Origin of the sequence: Candidimonas nitroreducens (assembly GCF_002209565.1) — a bacterium.
GTDB lineage: Bacteria > Pseudomonadota > Gammaproteobacteria > Burkholderiales > Burkholderiaceae_B > Candidimonas > Candidimonas nitroreducens.
Genome location: NZ_NJIH01000010.1, coordinates 175,365 through 194,853, shown reverse-complemented (window position 1 = coordinate 194,853; position 19,489 = coordinate 175,365). Strand labels below are relative to the sequence as shown.

The 19,489-nt window shown below is 60.6% G+C and carries 16 protein-coding genes and 1 tRNA gene; 7 read left to right on the top strand and 10 right to left on the bottom strand.

All coding sequences use genetic code 11. The features are described from left to right. Positions 1–75 precede the first annotated feature (75 nt). The 4 genes from CEY11_RS18230 to CEY11_RS25425 all read right to left on the bottom strand — a co-directional run bounded on the left by CEY11_RS18230 (position 76) and on the right by CEY11_RS25425 (position 6,032). Positions 76–1,023, bottom strand: coding sequence for a carbon-nitrogen hydrolase family protein (locus tag CEY11_RS18230; RefSeq protein ID WP_233154956.1), 948 nt, complete (start codon positions 1,021–1,023; stop codon positions 76–78). Beyond that, entirely contained in the window at positions 1,020–3,947 is a 2,928-nt protein-coding gene (locus CEY11_RS18225; protein ID WP_158215368.1) for an RNA-directed DNA polymerase, read from the bottom strand. Before CEY11_RS18225 ends, CEY11_RS18230 begins: the two co-directional genes overlap by 4 nt. 289 nt (positions 3,948–4,236) lie before the next feature. Next, positions 4,237–5,172 (bottom strand): CHC2 zinc finger domain-containing protein, encoded by a 936-nt coding sequence (locus tag CEY11_RS26120; protein ID WP_408608146.1) that lies wholly within the window; start codon positions 5,170–5,172, stop codon positions 4,237–4,239. Positions 5,173–5,726: 554 nt separating this feature from the next. Then, positions 5,727–6,032, bottom strand: coding sequence for a hypothetical protein (locus CEY11_RS25425; protein ID WP_158215367.1), 306 nt, complete (start codon positions 6,030–6,032; stop codon positions 5,727–5,729). Between the two features lie 141 nt (positions 6,033–6,173). Between CEY11_RS25425 and istA the strand changes: the two genes are divergently transcribed. Together istA and istB are read left to right on the top strand one after the other, a co-directional pair. Beyond that, on the top strand, positions 6,174–7,190 hold the full coding sequence (gene istA / locus CEY11_RS18215; RefSeq protein WP_088604952.1) for an IS21 family transposase: 1,017 nt from the start codon (positions 6,174–6,176) through the stop codon (positions 7,188–7,190). Further along, positions 7,187–7,960 (top strand): IS21-like element helper ATPase IstB, encoded by a 774-nt coding sequence (gene istB / locus CEY11_RS18210; protein ID WP_088604826.1) that lies wholly within the window; start codon positions 7,187–7,189, stop codon positions 7,958–7,960. Before istA ends, istB begins: the two co-directional genes overlap by 4 nt. 63 nt (positions 7,961–8,023) lie before the next feature. Here istB and CEY11_RS18205 read toward each other — a convergent pair whose 3' ends face one another. Further along, positions 8,024–9,478 carry a tyrosine-type recombinase/integrase gene (locus tag CEY11_RS18205; protein ID WP_088604951.1) on the bottom strand — a complete coding sequence of 485 codons (1,455 nt, stop codon included), beginning with the start codon at positions 9,476–9,478 and terminating at the stop codon, positions 8,024–8,026. A gap of 237 nt (positions 9,479–9,715) precedes the next feature. Next, positions 9,716–9,791: transfer RNA gene (locus CEY11_RS18200), tRNA-Gly, on the bottom strand. A 330-nt stretch (positions 9,792–10,121) separates the two neighbouring features. On the opposite strand from CEY11_RS18200, the gene CEY11_RS25805 reads away from it, so the two are divergent. Next, on the top strand, positions 10,122–11,300 hold the full coding sequence (locus tag CEY11_RS25805) for a UDP-N-acetylmuramate dehydrogenase (protein WP_408608142.1): 1,179 nt from the start codon (positions 10,122–10,124) through the stop codon (positions 11,298–11,300). Between the two features lie 183 nt (positions 11,301–11,483). Here the strand turns inward: CEY11_RS25805 and dapB are convergent, their stop codons facing one another. Continuing rightward, a complete protein-coding gene (gene dapB, locus CEY11_RS18190; protein ID WP_088604825.1) occupies positions 11,484–12,275 on the bottom strand; it encodes a 4-hydroxy-tetrahydrodipicolinate reductase in 792 nt (263 codons plus the stop codon). 111 nt (positions 12,276–12,386) lie between these two features. Further along, entirely contained in the window at positions 12,387–12,911 is a 525-nt protein-coding gene (locus tag CEY11_RS18185) for an outer membrane protein assembly factor BamE (RefSeq protein ID WP_233154971.1), read from the bottom strand. A gap of 148 nt (positions 12,912–13,059) precedes the next feature. On the opposite strand from CEY11_RS18185, the gene fur reads away from it, so the two are divergent. Then, on the top strand, positions 13,060–13,509 hold the full coding sequence (gene fur, locus CEY11_RS18180; RefSeq protein ID WP_088604823.1) for a ferric iron uptake transcriptional regulator: 450 nt from the start codon (positions 13,060–13,062) through the stop codon (positions 13,507–13,509). A 170-nt stretch (positions 13,510–13,679) separates the two neighbouring features. On the opposite strand, the gene recN is transcribed toward fur, so the two are convergent. Both recN and CEY11_RS18170 read right to left on the bottom strand, forming a co-directional pair. After that, positions 13,680–15,323, bottom strand: coding sequence for a DNA repair protein RecN (recN, locus tag CEY11_RS18175; RefSeq protein WP_088604822.1), 1,644 nt, complete (start codon positions 15,321–15,323; stop codon positions 13,680–13,682). Positions 15,324–15,329: 6 nt separating this feature from the next. Beyond that, complete coding sequence (locus CEY11_RS18170; protein WP_088604821.1) at positions 15,330–16,229, bottom strand: NAD kinase; 900 nt, start codon at positions 16,227–16,229, stop codon at positions 15,330–15,332. A 132-nt stretch (positions 16,230–16,361) separates the two neighbouring features. On the opposite strand from CEY11_RS18170, the gene hrcA reads away from it, so the two are divergent. The 3 genes from hrcA (at position 16,362) to grpE (ending at position 19,386) form a co-directional block, all read left to right on the top strand. Continuing rightward, positions 16,362–17,372 carry a heat-inducible transcriptional repressor HrcA gene (gene hrcA, locus CEY11_RS18165; protein ID WP_088604820.1) on the top strand — a complete coding sequence of 337 codons (1,011 nt, stop codon included), beginning with the start codon at positions 16,362–16,364 and terminating at the stop codon, positions 17,370–17,372. A gap of 129 nt (positions 17,373–17,501) precedes the next feature. Continuing rightward, positions 17,502–18,623 carry a ferrochelatase gene (hemH, locus tag CEY11_RS18160; RefSeq protein WP_088604819.1) on the top strand — a complete coding sequence of 374 codons (1,122 nt, stop codon included), beginning with the start codon at positions 17,502–17,504 and terminating at the stop codon, positions 18,621–18,623. A gap of 139 nt (positions 18,624–18,762) precedes the next feature. Continuing rightward, positions 18,763–19,386, top strand: a complete 624-nt coding sequence (gene grpE, locus CEY11_RS18155; RefSeq protein WP_332888377.1) for a nucleotide exchange factor GrpE — start codon at positions 18,763–18,765, stop codon at positions 19,384–19,386. The last annotated feature ends 103 nt before the right edge of the window (positions 19,387–19,489 follow it).

Below are 19,489 nucleotides of genomic sequence, written 5' to 3'. Positions count from 1 at the left end.
AGCTGCTTTCGACCCAAAACGGAAGTTTGGATGTACACCACCAATGACTGGCTCGCGGCGGCCGCGGTTCTACGTTCAGTCCGAAGTGAACAGTGGGATGGCTACCGCCGGTGGGGCTTCCGGGAGCGCAACAGTGTGATCGATACTAGCCGTGAAGCCTGGTGGCAAGTGCTTGTACGTGGCGTTTGGTTTAGTGTCGAAACCGTGAATGGCTGCATCGAGATCGCGCACTGGAAGCGGAACGCATTGAGCTGTGAAAACCTTTCCCCCGTCGATCGAGTATCCAATGCGCTTGAACGCCTTGTAGTACGGGCTGACGACCAGCGAGCCGCCAAAGTATCCAGTATTGCAAACCACCACATTGCAGAAAACCGTTCTTGATAAAGAAACGGCCAACGACTCAAAGAGCTTTACGTCACGGTTGTAGGCTATGACAAACAAGTGGTGAACCCGGCCGCGATAGAGGAGTGCTCGCTCAATGTCCATGAAATCGTAGCAAATGCTGACCCCGATTCGTCCATAAGGTCCTGCATCGAAGACATAGACGTTCGGATCCGAGTGAAATGCCCATGGTGGCATGTACTCATTGAAGCCAGACACCTCAGCCGGTGCAGGGTCTCGCTTGCCGAACCAGACTCTGGCCGCATAGCGTGAAGGTGTACGCTTCCAAAAATTTCTAGGGACAAGAACGAGACCTTCATTTTTTGCAGATTTCGTTCGATGATCCAGACGGTAGTCAACTCCAACGATCGCTAGTGCATTCATGGAGCAGACAAGTCGTTCGAAGTCATCCAGTCGCGTTCTTGGGAGTGCTAGCTCAGGGAGAAGAATGATGCGAGGTTGATCTTCGTGGTCTGCCAATGCCCTCATCGCTCTGCGAATCTCGTGCCATGCACGGCTATCCTCGGCTGCCGAGATTTTTGGCTCACCACTATCAGCATTCCATGCAGCCTGGGAATCCAAGGTGGTCTGAATTACGCCAAGAGTAAGCACCTCAACCAATACTGGATTCTCAGAAATCATGCTGGTCCCGTTTCAAAGTAGCGCTTCCAATCAACGTCAGTGAGGTGCATGAGATTGACAGGCGTTACTTGTCGAGATTGCTGATTGAATGTCGAGATTTGATTTGCCTCAAGCTCGTTCTGTGCAATCGAGACAACGCGCGCCAAATCCGCGGTGTCGATGAGACTCACCGGATCATGCTCAGTGTCATCATCGGAGCCAGGACTCCATGCTTGATAGAGGTTGGCGAATACATTCTCGGCCGTGCGTGGTTGAAGACACGCCTCAAGAATTCCAAGAGTTGCCGACGAATAGGAAATCTCGTCTCGCAGGAGCTGAGGGAGATGCCTGAGCATGCTTTCATGCCCAAGTCCGTTCCATTGCGCCGGCAGTAGGAACGAGCGCGAAAGCAAGGCAAAGAGGCACAGGCCAAGGCCGCGAATTGGATTCTGTGCAGAGCCTATTTCGCTCACGACGAGCGGCGCATATCGTCTGTCATAGATCTGGCGCCGCTGGGGAACCTGTCGTAGAACTCCAATTCCTGGCTCTCGCAGCTTCTGTTTCCACTCTTGCCAGGAGACAGCCGTCGTGTCGATGAGATGCCTTGGTAGCGCGAAGTTGAGCGGGTGTGCGCAATGGGAGCGTGTATCAATGTCTTTACGCGATGCGCGTTGAAGATAGTCTTGATCCAACGTCTGGGTGGTAGACGACAGTAGCAACGCTGCTTGCCTAACGATCTCTAGGCAGGTCCATTCGCCGAGCCGCCATTCCTTTGTAATTCTGGGATCGCAGCTTTCCCAGATCATTGTTGCCCAGACGGGCAGCGGTAGTAATTTCCCCGTCTCAGATTCCTCGAATGATTTCCAAACACGAGACGCTTCAGGGGACAGAGTCGCTACTTGTTCCATGTCGCGGTAATCAAGGCGACCCATCATCGCGTCAAACCACCACCCTTCTTGCTTCATTTGAGTCGACTTAGTTGTTGATGCGATCCGCACTAGTGGCGCGATTGGTGCATCCGCAGGAAAGAAAGTCCACAGATCGTCGGATTCGGGCAGTGCATCTACGAGAGTTCCCAGGTGAATGATCAGTTCAGACGCTCGACGAACGGGCCTGCGAAGGTCGAACTTACATCCCCACCAAGCAAGCGCAACGCGCAGATCCGGCAGCACTTCATGGCTAGTTAGTAGCTCGCGACCGTTGTCGACAAATGTTTGATTTAGCGGTTTCCCCAAGAGTTGCAAGGAGCCTGGATATTGCTCCAACAACACAGTGGCGCAATACACACCGACGAAAAACTGATTCAGGCTTTTCTGTACAAACCATCGGCCTGTTTTAGGCTGATATTGGTTAGTAAACTTCGCGATATCCCGCAGAGATCTAAGTGCGGCAGCTCTACGCCATCCTGCCGCATTGGTATCAACAAGCAATTGTGCAGCTCGCACTGTTTCTGCAGCGAGTACAGCATAAGAATTGCCGAGTATGTAACTGGCAGCTAGCCGATTCACCGGGTCGCTCGCATAGCGATCGATGTCATCAAAGAGAAGCTCCAGTCCCGTAGCGCCGAGGCGGCGCGCGATGGTCAGAGCATGGGTCCACAGACGGACGCGATCAGGCCGTTCTCGCAGAACTTTTCTGACCAAGCCAAATACTCTGTCGGCAATGCTGTTCAGCCGAGCGTGAATCTGAGAGTCACTTATGCCAGTAAGACCAGCGATTGGGTCAAGCGAAAGGCCCCCGCTATGGCGACTGGTTGCTTGAGTCCCGGTCGTTCGGCTTTGCCCGAACCCACCATGTCGGATATCGAGTGTTTCCGGGGAAGCAAGTCTTGCTTCGGCAACGCGGGCAAGACGAGTCGCCGCGAATGCCAGACGTGTTCGTGCTGGCATCTCCGCTTCAGGAAGATCTACGAGCAATAGATGCTCCAGCTGCTGCGACAGGATGGAGAGTTCGTTGTCTTCGAGCGCAGTGAAGTCTGTTTTGCCAATTGCTGAAACCAGCGCAATCGTCTTCGTCATTAGTGGAGTTGGAAACTCCGGATCGAGGCGGCACTCCTTTTGGGCTCGATTCCATAGGTCTGACCCGGCAAAGCGTTTGCTGGTATCGCTCGTTTCCAGTAGTTCCCCTAGGGCTTTCGGTTCGGTCTTTGAAGGGTTAATGCTTGCGCCGGAACCTAGTTTATTGATCACATCCTTGTAGTGATCGATCCACGTTATCAGATCATCAAACGTCTTGGCCAGTATCACATGATCATCGACATAGCGGAAGTGCGCGACGCGTCCGCGAGGGAGAGTTTTCTGTACCTCTTGATCGACTGGAAGGAGCGCAGCATTTGCGAGAAACCCTGACACCATGAGCCCAGTAGGAATTTTGTGGAAGGTCTTCCGAGACTCATCAAGTTCGATGTGCTTCAGTTCGGCGTCCGTCCAACCATCAAGGTTCAATGGAAGCTGTGTTAACGTTTTTAGCAGTCGCTGAACTTCTAGGCGCAATTCGGCCGGAACAAACTGGGAGATTGCATCAACGCATGCTGTAAGGGGGATGGACGGATAGAACTTCTCAAGATCAACAGATGCCCAATAGACGTCGCTCTTGTGGGGGTCGGTTGGTAAGTTAGTCCAATAGTCAGCAAGAACAAATGGGCATTGATTGGCTCGGTGCATGCGACGCTGAAAGCCAAGCTCTTCGTGCTCATCGTCATCAAGGCTGTCCACCTTGGAATAACCGTGTGCCGCTGCTGAAACCGCCAAGGCAATGTGACGCCTAAATAGTGGCCAGGATTGCTGAAACGGCCGATAGATTCGGCCCGAGGAATGTCTGTACGGCCCGATTTTCCGTATCTTGTTGCCGTGAATATCTTCTTCAATCCATGCTGACCGGAAGAGTCTGTTGCCATAGCTCCAAACGGGCATCTGTTCGTCGATATAGCGTCCTAAAACATTCACGACGGCAACCCACGCCACTTGATCCCTGACCGTGAAGTGGAAGTACTGTCGGACCCTAGGGTTCCCATCCCCATCAGGGTTCTTCGGAAAAGCCATAGGCCGAATGGGTGACATCCGAAATCTTCCGGAGCGTAGATCGTCACCGAGACCCCGGAGTTCGTGGCCCAAGTGCACTTCAAAATGGGCCAAGTCTGCCTCGTCGATCCAGATGTCGCCAGGGACAGACGCTCGCTTCACCTTCTCCCATGCCCAGCGCATGTTCAATTGGTCGCATACCTGACTTAGAAAACTACGCATTCTTTCCTCGCGCAATCACGTCACTTGCATCCATGCCTTCAGGTGGAACTACAAACCGAATGCTCTTACTTCTGACCCGAAATTCATTAGCAAGGCACTTCATGAATTTCTCGCCTGCAGCATCACCATCGGGAACGCCCACTAGATCAAAAGGGAGAAGCTCCTCAACCCATTCAGAGCGAAACGATGTAGCACCTAAAACTGCAACTGCGGCTAGCCCGGACCCCTCCATGGAAATTGCGTCTGGGACGCCTTCGCAAATGTGGAGGAGGCTCCCTGGCCGCAACTGGCTAAGCCGTTGACTGTTGAACATAGGTTTAGGGATACCACTTGGGCCGAAGAATTTCCTACTGATCTGAAGGCAGCGAACCTGTAAGTACTGAGTGATGGCATCGAATTTGAAGGGGAAAATTAGGGCATAGCCAGACCAGCTTAGGGCCCGTCGGCCCCCGGACAGTCCTGCGCTACGGATTCGATCTGGCCCCCAATGCTTTTCTAATTCTCGATACGCCCTCGCCGGGTCTACGAGTTCCACGACGCCGAACCTAAGGGCCAGATCCGGTGTAATTCCGTGAGTTTGGAGGTAGGTTGTCCCCAAGGACGCTTTGACTGGTCCGCAGCGCGCCACGAGCCAGGTGTAAAGCTCGAAGTCAGAACTAGTCGAGGGTGCAGAAGGAAGGGGATTAACTGGCTTGGGACTTGTAACCCGCGAAAGTGAACGAGCGCGTGGGCCATGCGGGACGTCGCCGCCGATGATGCCGAAGTGGTGGCAGAGCCAGTTACAGGCATCCATAAACCCAAGGCAGTGAATCTTCTGGACTAGCGTGATTGCGTCGCCATGCTCACCACACCCAAAGCACCTCCAAGTATTTCTCGCTTTGCTGACGGTGAAGCTTGGAGTCGCTGTATCGTGCCCGTTGAAGCACATCGCCTTGTTGCCACGTAGGGTGATCCCTACGGCTGATGCAACGTCCGCTATTGGCAATTCGCGCAGGCGTGCAAGCGCCTGATCGCTTAATAACTTCGGCTTGGCTGTCGATAAGCTGGGCCGCCGCAAAACTGTCCTCCTTACGTTATATTATATTTTATTACTACAATTATCTCATTGATACAAGTAAATGGATCTACTGGCATCTGAATGGCACTGGGCACACAGATCAAAGCAACGGGAGCCTGCCCGAGCAAGGTAGCTGCGGCAAGAATTCAGCCAGGAGTCTAGGCATCGATCTCTCTGCGCAGTGAACAGTAGCGTCAGAAGCAAGCCCCCGTCGGCGCTAGCGAATTGGCCTTGTCTTGGGACTCATGACACGCTTTTTAGCGTTTCCCCTTACGGCAAAGTATGGTCGTTTAGATGGATCAACTGAAGTGGCGAGAAGCCGCTGTTGTCGAGCTTCGGCTTCCAGCCTAAAGCGGGCACCCAGTTGAGCTATCAAGATGTCTGCTTCTGGCCGAAAGCCGACAGGCATAAAGAACAATTTCTCTTTATCTGCTCATCAATAGTTCACACACCATATCTCCGACATCCAGGATCGTTCCTGCCGTCACGATTTCCACGGGTGAGCGATCAGCCAGTCGAGCAGTTGGTGTGGCGAGTGCTTGATAGGCTGCCCATGAATCGGCCCCCTCTGCGTGTGTCAGTACAACCAAGGTCAGCAAATACTTTGTGGAATCCAGTTGCCAATCAGGGACTCGATATCCGCGATCATCAAGGTGTAGAGCTAACAACCGACCGGCGTGAATGTCCTGGAGGATATGTTCCTCAGACTTCTCTGCCAGACTAGCGAACATGGACAGCGGCAGGTTTCCCTGCGCTTCGTAGAGATTCAGTTGCTCGCTGCCTGATATCTGTTAGCGCCGGAGTAATACTGACCCGCTGCGTCGGAGTAAAAGTGACCCACCTGGGCAATGATGGTGGCTTTGGCCGCCGCAATGTTGACTCAGGAGCAAGCAGTGGAGATCAAGGTATTGGCACGTCGCGGGGTAGGCATCCGCGAGATAGCCAAACAGATGGGGTGTTCACGTAACACCGTCAGGCGGTACCTGCGCGAAGCGCAAACACAGCAGTATGGGCCGCGGCAGGCCAGGCCGACTAAGCTGGATCCATACAAGGACTACCTTCGGAGTCGGGTCGAGGCGGCGCGGCCGCACTGGATCCCGGCTGTGGTGTTGCACCGGGAGATCCAAGAGCAGGGTTATCTGGGCGGCCTGACCCAGCTCAAGGTCTTCATCAACGGCCTGCGCGCTCAGCCGGCCGACTCGCCGGTCGTTCGTTTTGAGACGCCGCCTGGTCAGCAGATGCAAGCCGACTTCACCCATATCCGGCGCGGCCGTGATCCGTTGCTGGCGTTCGTGGCCACCCTGGGCTACAGCCGCATGGCCTGGGTGAAGTTCACGACCGACGAGCGGGCCGACACGCTGTGCCGGTGTATAGGCGAGGCGTTCGATTACTTCGGCGGGGTGCCGCAACATGTCCTGTTCGACAACGCTGGCACCATCGTCATCGAGCGCGACGCCTACGGACCAGGCTTGCACCGCTGGCATCCTCAGATGCTGGCGCTGGCCGAGCGCTACGGGTTCACCCCGCGCCTGTGCCGCCCCTACCGGGCCAAGACCAAGGGCAAGGTGGAGCGGTTCAACGGTTATCTGAAGGGCAGTTTCTGCGTGCCGTTGGCGGCCACGCTCAAACAGGCAGGCCTGCGGTTCGATGCGCAGGCGGCTAACTCACACATTGGTCGCTGGCTCATCGAAGTGGCCAACCACCGAGTCCACGCCACCACGCGCGAGAGGCCCGAGGCGCGTATGCCCGCTGAGCAAGCCGCGCTGATGAGTCTGCCGGCCCTGTCCGCCAGCCTGCCCTCCGTACCGGTGCTTGAGCGGCCTATCCCGGTGCAGAGCCTGCAACACCCGCTGTCGGTCTACAACGCCTTGCTGGAGGTGCGCACATGAACAGCCTGCAGCATGCACGCATCGAACAGTTGTGCTTGATGCTCAAGCTGGATCGGATCGCCGCGGAGTGGCCTGGCATAGCCCAGCAGGCCGCTCAGGAGGAAGCCTCCCACGGTGACTTCCTGGAGCGGGTGCTGAACACGGAGAACCAGGCCCGCCTGGAACGTCAGCGTACGACCCTGCTGAACCTGGCGACACTGCCGTCGATCAAGACGCTGGAGGAATACGACTTCGCCTTTGCTAGCGGTGCGCCCAAGGCACAGATCCAGGAATTGGCCTCGCTGAGCTTTGTCGAGCGCGCCGAGAATATCGTCTTCATCGGCCCCAGCGGCGTGGGCAAGAGTCACCTGGCCCAGGCCCTGGCCTATCGCGCTGTCATGGCCGGCATCAAGACCCGCTTCATCACCGCGGCCGACCTGATGCTGCAACTGGCCACCGCCCACAAGCAGGATCGGCTCAAGCAGTACTTCGCCCGCGCCATTGTCGGCCCCAGGCTGCTGGTCATCGACGAAATCGGCTATTTGCCCTTCGGGCGCGAGGAGGCCAACCTGTTCTTCAACGTGGTCGCCAAGCGCTACGAGCGTGGCAGCATCGTCGTCACCAGCAATCTGCCCTTCGGGCAGTGGTCATCAGCTTTCGCCGATGACCAGACCCTGACGGCGGCGCTGCTTGACCGGCTACTGCATCACGGCCACATCGTGCAAATCGCCGGTGAAAGCTACCGGCTCAAGGACAAACGCAAAGCGGGACAGGTAAAGATCAAACCGTAGTACCCAGGATGCCAGGGTGGGTCAGATTTACTCCGACGTTTCCGACGAAATGTGGGTCAGTTTTCAACCGACGTTGACAGATATCGAGGAAGCACTCGTGGATAGGCTCGTCATAGGCGCCTCGTGCGGTGTTTTGTTCGGAGCTTGGCTCGTAGAAATGGTAATAGTCACTGTTGCAGTGCCAGTATCCACACTGACTACATTCGAAACGGCCTCAGCCTCTTCGGACTGATGCGGCTTTGCGGGTACGCCACGTGCCGGCACACTAGCGGCCTCTACGTCCCCTTGTTCCAACAGGTCCAGGCGATCCGCCCAATCCTGCATCATGCGGCGACGCTGTTCAACGTGTTCTGCGTGGTTGTAGGCATCCCGGCGTCCTTTCGGAGCAACGTGCGACAGCTGAGCGGCCACCCAAGTGTTGGGATAGTCGAATTCATTCAAAGCGGTGGAGATCGTGCCGCGGATTCCATGAGGGGTCAGCAGACCACCAAACCCAAGCGTTTTGATGGCTTGATTCAGAGTGCCTTCACTGATGGGATTTTTGAGGTTGCTGCGGTGCGTCAGCAGATAACGTTGCGCCGGGCACATGGCCTCAATCAATTGCCGCACGACTTCCCGTGCCTGCGTAGGCAGAGGGATCAAATAGGGCGGAATATCTTGTGGGCCTAGCCCTTCTTTGTGCATCTTGGCGTGCAACTGTTTGACGTGTACCGCTGGAATGGTCCACAACCCTTGATCAAGATCGAACTGGTCCCGCGTTGCGCGCCTCAGCTCGCCGGTTCGGACACCAGTCATGAGCAGCAGGCGCAGTGCCATTTGTACTTCCTGGCTACCTTGATAGCTGCGTAATGCTTGGAGCAATTCTGGCAGGTCTGCGATCTGTAGGAAGAGGTTGTGCGAGACCGGCGGCTTGGGTAGCGCCGCTATAGCCAAATCCTGCGCTGGGTTTTTCTCCAACCCAGGAATCTTGACCATCGCAAACCGGAAGAGCTGCCTGAGCCATGAGCGGCATTTTTCGGCAGTGGTGAGCGCTTCGCGTGCCTCGATTTTTCCCAACACTTGCAGTAGATCGGCCTGGGTAATTTCGTAGATTGAGCGTTTGGCCAGGGTAGGGAGAATGTCTCTGGTGAAGATCCGTTCAATTTGACCGAGCGTACTTTGTCGGCCAGGTTGCAGCGTGCGGCTACGGTGTGAGAGCCATTGCTCAAAGACCCCTTGGAAGCGCCGATCTTCGGCCAGGCGTTTCACCAGCTGTTCTTGCTTGCGGTGCTTCTGGGGGTGAATGCCTCGTGCGACCTGAGCCCGGGCGGCTTCTCGCAACTCGCGAGCCTCTTTCAGGCTGATCTCGGGGTAGGCTCCCAACGTCATGCGATGCTGCTTGCCTGACCAGGAATAGCGGAAATGCCAGTGTTTGCCCCCGCTGGGCGTCACGCACAAACCCAGTCCGCGACCATCGCTAAGGGTGTAGGCCTTGTCCGCGGCGCGGGCCTGCCGGACTGCGATATCTGTGAGTGGCATGGCGTTCATGCTCCTCTTGCAGTGCAGGAACTTGAATCGTAGCCCTCTCAGCCAGCGCCACCTATGTAAGTACTGCCTCGGCGCCAGACCATTTATGGCCTTAAATGGAGCCTAAAAAACGCTGGCTGTAGGTAGACGTCCCTGGATGTTGATGGACGCCCCAGAAACGAAAAAAGGAGCCGAAGCTCCTTTTCTGTGTTCCATGGCGTTCTATCAACATCCATGGAACAAAATCCTTGGAGCGGGAAACGAGTCTCGAACTCGCGACCTCAACCTTGGCAAGGTTGCGCTCTACCAACTGAGCTATTCCCGCGTATCTTGTCGGTTACAGAAAGCTTGTCCTGTATCGAAAGAGCCTCGCAGTATATCTGGATTTTCCTGGGCTTGCAAATTGCCTTGCGTTTCACCCGCGCCTTGCTGCTAGCGCTTGGCAGTGGCCATTGGTGGTGAAATGTGCCTGCCGCCTGTGCCCATGGGCACTAACTGCTGGCACCGGCTGCACTACTTTTTCGGTAGCGATTTCTCGCGACCTGGCCTGCCTGGCAACGCCGGAAAATCAAGTAATATTCAGCGAAGACCGAGATCATATCATAGAAGCCTCGGCCGCTGTCAAACCCATCTTTCCTCGACGCCAGGCCCCGTTTTGCTGCATACCGCGACCCAGGATCTTTCCGTTTTCAACACTTTGGGGCTGCGCTCGCAGGCGCGGGTTTTTGTGCGTCTGGACGATGATGGGCCGCGGCGTTTGCAGGCTTTGTCGGCGTTGGCGGATGAATATGGCCGCAAGGTGTTCATCTTGGGCGGAGGCAGCAATGTCGTGCTGGCGCCGCAGCTGGACAGTCTGGTGGTGAAGGTTGAAACGCGCGGCTGGCGGGTCTGGGCGCAATCCGACACTGAGCTGGTGATCGAGGCCAAGGCGGGCGAAGTCTGGCATGATTTCGTGGCGTTATGCGTGCGGAATGGCTGGAATGGATTGGAAAATCTGGCGCTGATTCCGGGCACGGTGGGGGCGGCGCCAGTACAGAATATCGGTGCCTATGGGGTGGAGCTGGAGCAGCGCTTCCACAGTCTGGTGGCCTGGGATCTGCACGAGCGCCGGCTGGTAGAGATGGACAAGGCCGCCTGCCGGTTTTCTTATCGCGACAGTTTTTTCAAGCACGAGGTGCCGGGTCGCTGGCTGATTCTGGCGGTGCGACTGCGCCTGCCACAACCCTGGGAACCCGTGCTGCGTTATCCGGATCTGCTGGCGCATCCGGCGTTGGGATATGGGGAAGAACCCTGTCGGGGGCAAGAGTCGGCGGCGGGCCGGGAACGGGGTTGGGAACAGGGCCAGGATCAACACCGGAGGCGGGGCCCGCAGCCAGGGCGGTGGCAAGAACAAGGGCTGGAACTGCAACTGGGCCCTGTTGACGCCTCTCCATCCACGGGTGTCACGGCACGTCAGGTCTTCGACGCGGTATGCGAGATCCGGCGCCGCAAGCTGCCGGATCCTGCGCTGTTGCCGAATGCGGGCAGCTTCTTCAAGAATCCGGTGGTCGGCGCACCGCAGTATCAGGCGCTGTGTGCGCAATTTCCGGGTCTGGTGGCGTATGCGCAGCAAGACGGCCGCTACAAGCTGGCCGCGGGCTGGCTGATCGATCGCGCCGGCTGGAAGGGGCGGCGCGTGGGGCCGGTGGGCGTGCATGAGCGGCAGGCGTTGGTACTGGTGAATCACGGCGGGGCCAGCGCCGCGGATATCGAGGCGCTGGCCGGTGCGATCCGTGCGGACGTGGCGGATCGCTATGGTGTGGAGCTGGAGCAAGAGCCGGTGCGGGTCGTGTGATCGCGGCCCTCTGCATGAAGCAGGCAATGAGGTACGGCAAGATTGCTACGTTCTATGGCCGGGCGCAGCCCCGCGCGGGCGGCGAGCGGGCATAGCATCCCGCCGCGACAGCGGTTCGGGCCGGCTGTGCGCCAGGGCCGCGGCTAGTAAATCAGATCGCCAGCAAATCAGATCGCCGGCAAATCAGATCGCCAGCACGTCCTGCATGTCGAACAGGCCTTTTTCTTTGCGTGCCAGGTAGCGGGCGGCGCGCAGGCTGCCTTGGGCGTAGGTGGCGCGGCTGCCGGCCCGGTGGGTGATTTCGATGCGTTCGCCGGTGCCGCAGAAGTACACGGTGTGGTCGCCGACGAGGTCGCCGCCGCGTGCCACGGAAAAGCCGATGTGGCCGTCCTGGCGTACGCCGGTGTGGCCGTGGCGAGCCCAGTCGGCAATGTCTTCAAGGTTTTTGCCCCAGGCCGAGGCGACGGCCTCGCCCATGGCTAGCGCGGTGCCGGAGGGGGCGTCGACCTTGTTGCGGTGATGGGCCTCGAAGACTTCGACGTCGTAGCCGCTTTCCAGCAGGCGCGCGGCCATGCCCAGCAGCTTGAGTACGGCGTTCACGCCTACGCTCATGTTGGGCGCGAAGACGATGGCGATGTGGCGGCTGGCTTCCTGGATGGCATGTTTGCCGGCGGTGTCGAAGCCGGTGGTGCCGATGACGCACTTGACGCCCAGGCGCACGCAAGCCTGCAGATGGGCCAGGGTGCCTTCGGGGCGGGTGAAGTCGATGAGGCATTCGGCGCGGGCCAGGGCCTCGAGGTCGTCGGTGATCTTCACCCCGGTGTCGCGGCCCAGGAAGGTGCCGGCGTCCTGCCCGACTTCGGGCGAGCCGGAGATGCCGAGCGCGGCGACGAGTTCCAGGTCGGCGGATTCGAGCACGGCCTCTACGAGCATCCTGCCCATGCGGCCATTGGCTCCTGCTATTGCGATACGCATTGTGATCTCCGGCCCTTGCGGGCCTGGGTACGGCAATTTACAAAACGCCGGTACGGGTACCGGTGCTGCAGCTGAACTGCTACTTTACTTTATCGCCGCTGCGGCGCTGGGCTAACGTAGCGGCTGGGGCGTATTTTGGCCCGGCACTGCGCTGGCTCCGGGGTTGACGGGCTCGAGGCGCACATTCGGATTCTGTGTGGGGATGCCCTGGTCGGGTTTCTTGGCGTCGTGCGCCTTGTCGGCCGGTGTCATGCCGGTATCGGCCTTCTGGAAGGGCTGGCGGTCGGGCTGCGGATCGCCGGCCCAGTGGTCGAGCAGGTCGCCGTCGAACCAGACGGTGAATTTGCGTTCTTGTGTCTTTCCGTAACCGGGCTTGTTCAGGTACGGGTAGTCCCAGCGGTTGCTGCGGAAGGCGTCTTGCAGGGTGGGGGTGCCCAGGATGTAGCGCACCTGGTCGCGGGTCATGCCTTTGCGCAGCTGGGCGACCTGTTCAGAGGTGATCCAGTTGCCCTGCTGTACGTCGGCGCGGTAGGGAAAGCCCCAGTTGGTGGTGCCGCAGGCCGACAGGGCGGCGGCCGCCACACCTAGGGCGAGGGCGGCGCGCAGCCTGGGGAACAATGGTTTTGCAGTCTTCAGCACGAAGCACCCCTGTGATTCAAATCGGATAAAACCGTTATCATAAAGGTTAAGAACAGACGCATCATAACGTCAGTCGGAGTTCGTTGCGTGGGCCACCGCGTTTCATCGAACCCTTGTTTCAACATTCGCCAGAGAAATTTTATCTATGAACGATCAAAGTGAACTGAAAAACATGGGGCTGAAGGCGACGTTTCCGCGCCTGAAGATCCTCGATGTCTTTCGCAAGGCCGACCAGCGCCATCAAAGCGCCGAAGACGTCTACCGTGCGCTGATCGCCGAAGATGTGGAAATCGGGCTGGCCACGGTGTATCGCGTGCTGACGCAGTTCGAACAGGCGGGCATCCTGATGCGCAGCCAGTTCGACGGCGGCAAGGCCGTGTTCGAGCTCAATGACGGCGATCACCACGACCACCTGATCTGCACCAATTGCGGCAAGGTGGTGGAATTTTCCGATAGCGACATCGAAAAACGCCAGCAGAAAATTGCCAAGGAAAAAGGCTTTGCGCTGGAAAGCCACACCATGATGCTGTATGGCATTTGCTCGGACTGCTCGGCTGGCCGCCAGCCGGCCGCAGGCCATCATCACGTTAAATAGGGCGACCCGCGGAGGGCGGCCCGCGCAGGGCGACCCGCGGAGGGCGACCCCCGCAGGGCGGGCTCGTGCAGTACGGCCCGCGCGGGCGGCCCTATCTACCTGCGCGCGCCCATATCATCTTTAGCGCCCTGTGCGCCGGGCTTGGAGCCGTGAGCAAGCGCCACTAGGCGCTACTGCGCCAGCATTTCCCGCGCATGGCGGCGCGTGGTTTCGGTGATGGTCAGGCCGCCCAGCATGCGGGCGACTTCCTGTACGCGGTCTTGTGCGTCCAGGGCCCGGATGCTCGACAATGTAGCGCCGTTGCGCGTGGCCTTGCTGACTTCGTAGTGATGCGTACCGCGTGCCGCGACCTGCGGCAGGTGCGTCACGCATAGCACTTGGTGGCGCTGGCCCAGCTCGTGCAACAGGCGTCCCACCACTTCGGCCACCGCGCCGCCTATGCCGCTGTCAACTTCGTCGAAGATCAGGGTGGGCACGCGCGCCGCCTGGCTGGCGATGACCGACAGGGCCAGCGACAGCCGCGCCAGTTCGCCGCCCGAGGCCACTTTGGACAAGGGGCGCGGCGTGGTGCCTTCGTGGCCGGCGACCAGGAATTCGATATTTTCGATGCCGTGGGCCGTGGGTTCGCATGCCTGGAAGGCCACGTCGAAGCGTCCGCCCTGCATGGCCAGCGTCTGCATGGCCTGGGTGACGGCGCGCGCCAGGGCCTTGCCGGTCTTGCGCCTGGCCGTGCCCAGTTTCTTGGCGACCTCCTGGTATTGCGCGCCGGTTTCCTGCAGGTGCGCCTGCAGCGCGTCGAGGTCGGCCGCGGCCTCGCTGGCCGCGAGACGCTGGTGCAGGCTGTCGCGCAGTGCCGGCAGTTCTTCGGGCTCGACCTTGAACTTGCGGGCCGCGTCGAAAATGGCCGACATGCGCTGTTCGGCCTGGGCCAGGCGCTCGGGGTCGAGTTCTACGCGGTCGCGGTAGCCGTTCAGGTCGGAGACGGCCTCGCCGGCGGCGATACGGGCTGATTCGATGGCGTCGTAGACGCTTTGCAACTGGCCGTCGTGGCGCAGCAGCTGCTTGATCTGGTGGGCGGCGGCGTCCAGGCGCCGCAGGGCCGAGCCGTCTTCGTCGTCCAGTGCCGTCAGGGCCTGGCCGGCGCCGTCCAGCAGCGCCTGCGCGTGGGCTAGGCGGTTGTGGTCGCCGCTGACGGCTTCCCATTCGCCGGGGCGTAGTTCCAGCCGGTCGAGTTCGCCGGCCTGCCAGGCCAGGCGTTCGCGTTCTTGTTGCAGGACTGCGGCGTCGCGCTGTGCCGCCTCCAGCGCCTTGCGGGCCTCTTGCCACTGCTGCCAGGCCTGCTGCACCTGGCGCGCCAGCGCCTGGTGGCCGCCTTGGGCATCGAGCATTTCACGCTGGCTGGCGGCCCGCAGCAGGCTTTGGTGCGCGTGCTGGCCATGGATGTCTACCAATTGTTCGCCGAGTTCGCGCAATTGTCCCAGTGCTACCGGCAGGCCATTGATGAAGGCCTTGCTGCGCGCCTGCGTGTCGATGGTACGGCGCAGTACCAGGGCGTCGTCGCTGTCGAGCTGGCGTTCTTCGAGCCAGGGCCGCAGCGATTCCGGCACGTCGAAGACGGCGCTGATGTCGGCGCGCCCGCCGCCTTCGCGCAGCATGCCGGCATCGCCGCGCGCACCCAGCGCCAGCGACAGCGCGTCCACCAGAATCGACTTGCCGGCCCCGGTTTCACCCGAAAATACGGTGAAGCCCGGCTCGAACTGGATTTCGGCGCGTTCGACGATGACGAAATCCCGGATGTGCAGGGTACGCAGCATAGGCGTTCATTCCACGTCGTCGGAGGGCTGCGGCATGCGGTTCCAGTGCAGTTTGCGCCGCAGAGTGGAAAAGAAGTTGTAACCGGTGGGATGCAGGAAGGTGGCGGTGTGCGGCGCGCGGCGTACGTCGATGCGGTCGCCGGGCTGGCAGTCGGACCAGGTCTGCATGTCGAAGTGCACGCTGGCCCCCGATTCGACGCGCCCCAGCGCGGTGATGGTAATGCCCAGCGTGCCGCTGTCGGGAATGACGATGGGGCGGTTCGACAGGGTCTGCGGCGCCACTGGTACCAGCAGCAGGGCGTCGAGCTTGGGATGCAGAATAGGGCCGTTGGCCGACAGGGAATAGGCCGTGGAGCCGGTGGGCGTGGCCACGATCAGGCCGTCGGAGCGCTGGCTGTACATGAAGTTGCCGTCCAGTTCGACGCGCAGTTCTATCATGCCGCCGCGGCCGGCGCGGTTGATGACCACGTCGTTCAGGGCCATGCCCGAGAACAAGGTCTGGCCGGCGCGCACCACGCGGCCTTCCAGCATGATGCGTTCCTCGGCCACGAAATTGCCCTGGATCACGCCGGCCAGCGCGTCGCGGGCGCTGTGCAGGGGGACGTCGGTGATGAAGCCCAGCCGCCCGTGGTTGATGCCTATCATTGGCACCCCGCTGTGCGCCAGGCGGCGCCCGGCGCCCAGCATGGTGCCGTCGCCGCCCATGATGACCGCCAGGTCGGCGCGCCGGCCGATTTCGTCATAGTCGCCGATGGGGTACTGGGTGAGCCCGGTATTGCGGGCCGTGTCGGCCTCGATGATTACGCCGCAGCCCGCTTCCTGTAAAGTGTCGGCCAGATGGCGCAGCGGCTCATCCAGGCCGGTATCCTGGTGCCGGCCGATTAGCGCGACGGTTTTGAAATGCATGGGCGGCGAACCTCTGCTGGGAATGGTCGGAGTGACGGGCAATGATACCGATTATAGAGGGCGGGACGGCGGCGGCAGGGTGGCAAGATGACGATTCGAGCCTGTTTTTGCCAGATTACATAAAATACAGAAATGGATGATAGAGCCAACGCATTGCTGAAAGCGCTGATCGAACGCTACATCGCCGACGGGCAGCCCGTCGGTTCGCGCACGCTGTCCAAGATGTTCGATCTGTCGCCGGCCACCATACGCAATGTCATGGCCGACCTCGAAGAGCTGGGCCTGATCCACAGTCCGCACACCTCGGCCGGCCGCGTGCCGACGCCGCGCGGCTACCGTATGTTCGTCGACCGGCTGCTGGCTGTGCAGCGCTTCGAGGTGCTGGAACCTTCGCGCATCCGCGAGATGCTGCCGGCGTCCGAGCCCACTCGGGCGGTCAACGCCGCCGCCGCGCTGCTGTCGAACCTGTCGCAGTTTGCCGGCGTGGTGCTGGCGCCCAAGCGGGCGCAGGTGTTCCGCCAGATCGAATTCATCCGCCTGTCCGACCGGCGCGTGCTGCTCATCATCGTCACGCCCGACGGTGACGTGCAGAACCGCATTCTGTTCATGCCGCGCGACTACCAAGATCAAGAGCTGCTCGAGGCCAGCAATTTCTTCAATGCGCATTTCGGCGGCATGTCTTTCGACCAGGTGCGCCTGACGCTGGCCGGCGAGCTGTCCACGCTGCAGGCCGACATTTCGCGCCTGATGCAGGCCGCGGTCGAGGCCGGCACCGCCCAGGACGACAGCGACGACACGGTGGTGATTTCCGGCGAGCGCAAGCTGCTGGACATCAGCGACATCGCCTCAGACATGGATCGCCTGCGCCGCATGTTCGCGCTGTTCGAGAAGAAGACCGAGCTGCTGCAGCTGCTGGACGCCTCCAGCCGCGCCCAGGGCGTACAGATCTACATAGGCGGCGATTCGCAGCTGGTGCCCCTGGAAGACGTGTCCGTCATTACCGCGCCCTATGGGGTGGACGGCAAAGTGGTGGGCACCCTGGGGGTCATCGGCCCTTCGCGCATGGCCTACGAGCGCGTCATCCCCATTGTCGACATCACCGCCCGCCTGCTGTCCAATGCGCTGAGCCATCACCAGTCCTGATCTGGGCGAAAGGTTGCATGCGTCCGGATTGGAGGGCGGCTGCCATGGCGCCGCCCTCCATCGTTTCCGGTTCGATTGGTATAGCCGCCCGCGCATAGTATCGTTTGGACGATACTAAAATGAGGTTTGATGCGGCCCAGTTCGCCGTCTTGCTTCGCACTCCGACCTCAAACCCAGAGTACTTTTCTTTTGGCCAAACTATTCGCTTCGCGCTTCCGGCCGGAACCGGCCGATCCCCACGCTTTCGACACCCGGCCGCCGCCGCGCGAGCCGGGGCCTGTCGGTGTGCTGCTGGTGAACCTGGGTACGCCGGACGAGCCCACGCCGGGGGCGATCCGCCGCTATCTGGCGGAATTCCTGTCCGACCGGCGCGTCATCGAGATCCCGCAATGGCTCTGGCAGATCGTGCTGCGCGGCGTCGTTCTGCCGCGCCGCCCGGCCGCGCTGGCGCCGCGCTACCGCGAGATCTGGATGCCGGAAGGCTCGCCCCTGCTGGTCTGGAGCCTGGCCCAGGCGCGCAGCCTGCAGCAGGTCTTCGATACCGAGGGCCTGCCGGTGCGCGTCGAGGCCGCCATGCGCTATGGCAGCCCGGCGGTTGCGTCGGCCATCGACAGCCTGCGCGGCCAGGGATGCGAACGCATCCTGACCGTACCCATGTATCCCCAGTACGCCGCCGGCACCACCGCCACGGCAGTGGATGCCGTGGCCGCTGTCGCGGGCGCCTTGCGCAACCAGCCCGAGCTGCGCTTCGTCAAGCGCTTCTATGCCGACGCGGGCTATATCGGTGCCTTGGCCGCGCGCGTATGGGCGCATTGGGACGCACACGGCAAGCCGGAAAAGCTGCTGCTCAGCTTCCATGGCCTGCCGCGCCGGGTGGTAGAGCTGGGCGACCCTTATTACCGCGACTGCATGGCCACCGCCGAGCTGCTGCGCCAGGCCCTGGGCGCAGACGGCGCCCTGGTCGAGCTTGCATTCCAGAGCCGTTTCGGCAGGGCGAAATGGCTCGAACCCTATACCGAGCCTACCCTGAAGTCCTGGGCTGCCGCGGGGGTGCGGCGGGTGGATGTGATGTGCCCGGGTTTCCTGGCCGATTGCCTGGAAACGCTGGAAGAGATCCAGGGCCAGTGCCGTGCCTCCTTCCTGGCCGCCGGCGGCCAGGAGTTTCGCTACATTCCCTGCCTGAACGACGATCCGGCCTGGATCGATGCCCTGGCCGCACTGGTGCGGCGCCAACTGGGCGGCTGGCTGTAAAGAGGAAGGCTGCGAAAGAAGACAGACGGCGCGGCTTCGGCCGGTGCTGCGGAGAAACTTTTGTAACCAGCCCCTTGAAATCCGCCTCCTTATCCCTATATTTTTGAAATTAGATCACTTTTGTTGTGGAGCAGGCCCCATGTCGGCACAGAACGACCCCTTCGACCCCAAACAAGGCCATCGACCCGGTGGCTCGGAACCGGTAGATACCTCGGAACACATGGAAGTCAACCCGGCCGGCGAGCTGCGCGACGAGGCCGACCAGGATCTGGACGCGGCCGCCGGCGCTTCCGAAGATCTGGCCTCGCTGCTGGAAAAGGCCCAGGAACAGGTCGCCCAATATCACGACCAGTTGCTGCGCGCCAAAGCTGAAGTCGAGAACATCCGCCGCCGCGCCCAGGACGACGTGGCCAAGGCCCGCAAGTTCGGCACCGAATCATTCGCCGAAAGCCTGGTGCCCGTCAAGGACAGCCTGGAAGCCGCCCTGGCGCAGGCCGACCAGAGCCCCGAGGCCTGGCGCGCCGGCGTCGAGGCCACGCTGCGCCAGCTCGGTTCCGCTTTCGAACGCAATCTGCTCAAGGAAGTGGCACCTGCCAGCGGCGATAAATTCGACCCGCACGTGCACCAGGCCATTTCCTCCATCCCCGCCCAGCAGCCCGAAGGCACCGTGGTGCAGACCCTGCAGAAGGGCTACACCATTGCCGACCGCGTGTTGCGCCCGGCGCTGGTCACCGTGTCGGCCGGGCCGGCTCAGGGGGTCTGAGCGTGTCCGCGCGGCCGCCCGGAGGACACGCTCCCTCCCACGGGGAGGATGTCGCGCAGCGACAGGAGGGTCGTCAACCGTCCGTGTCCGCGCGGCCGCCCGG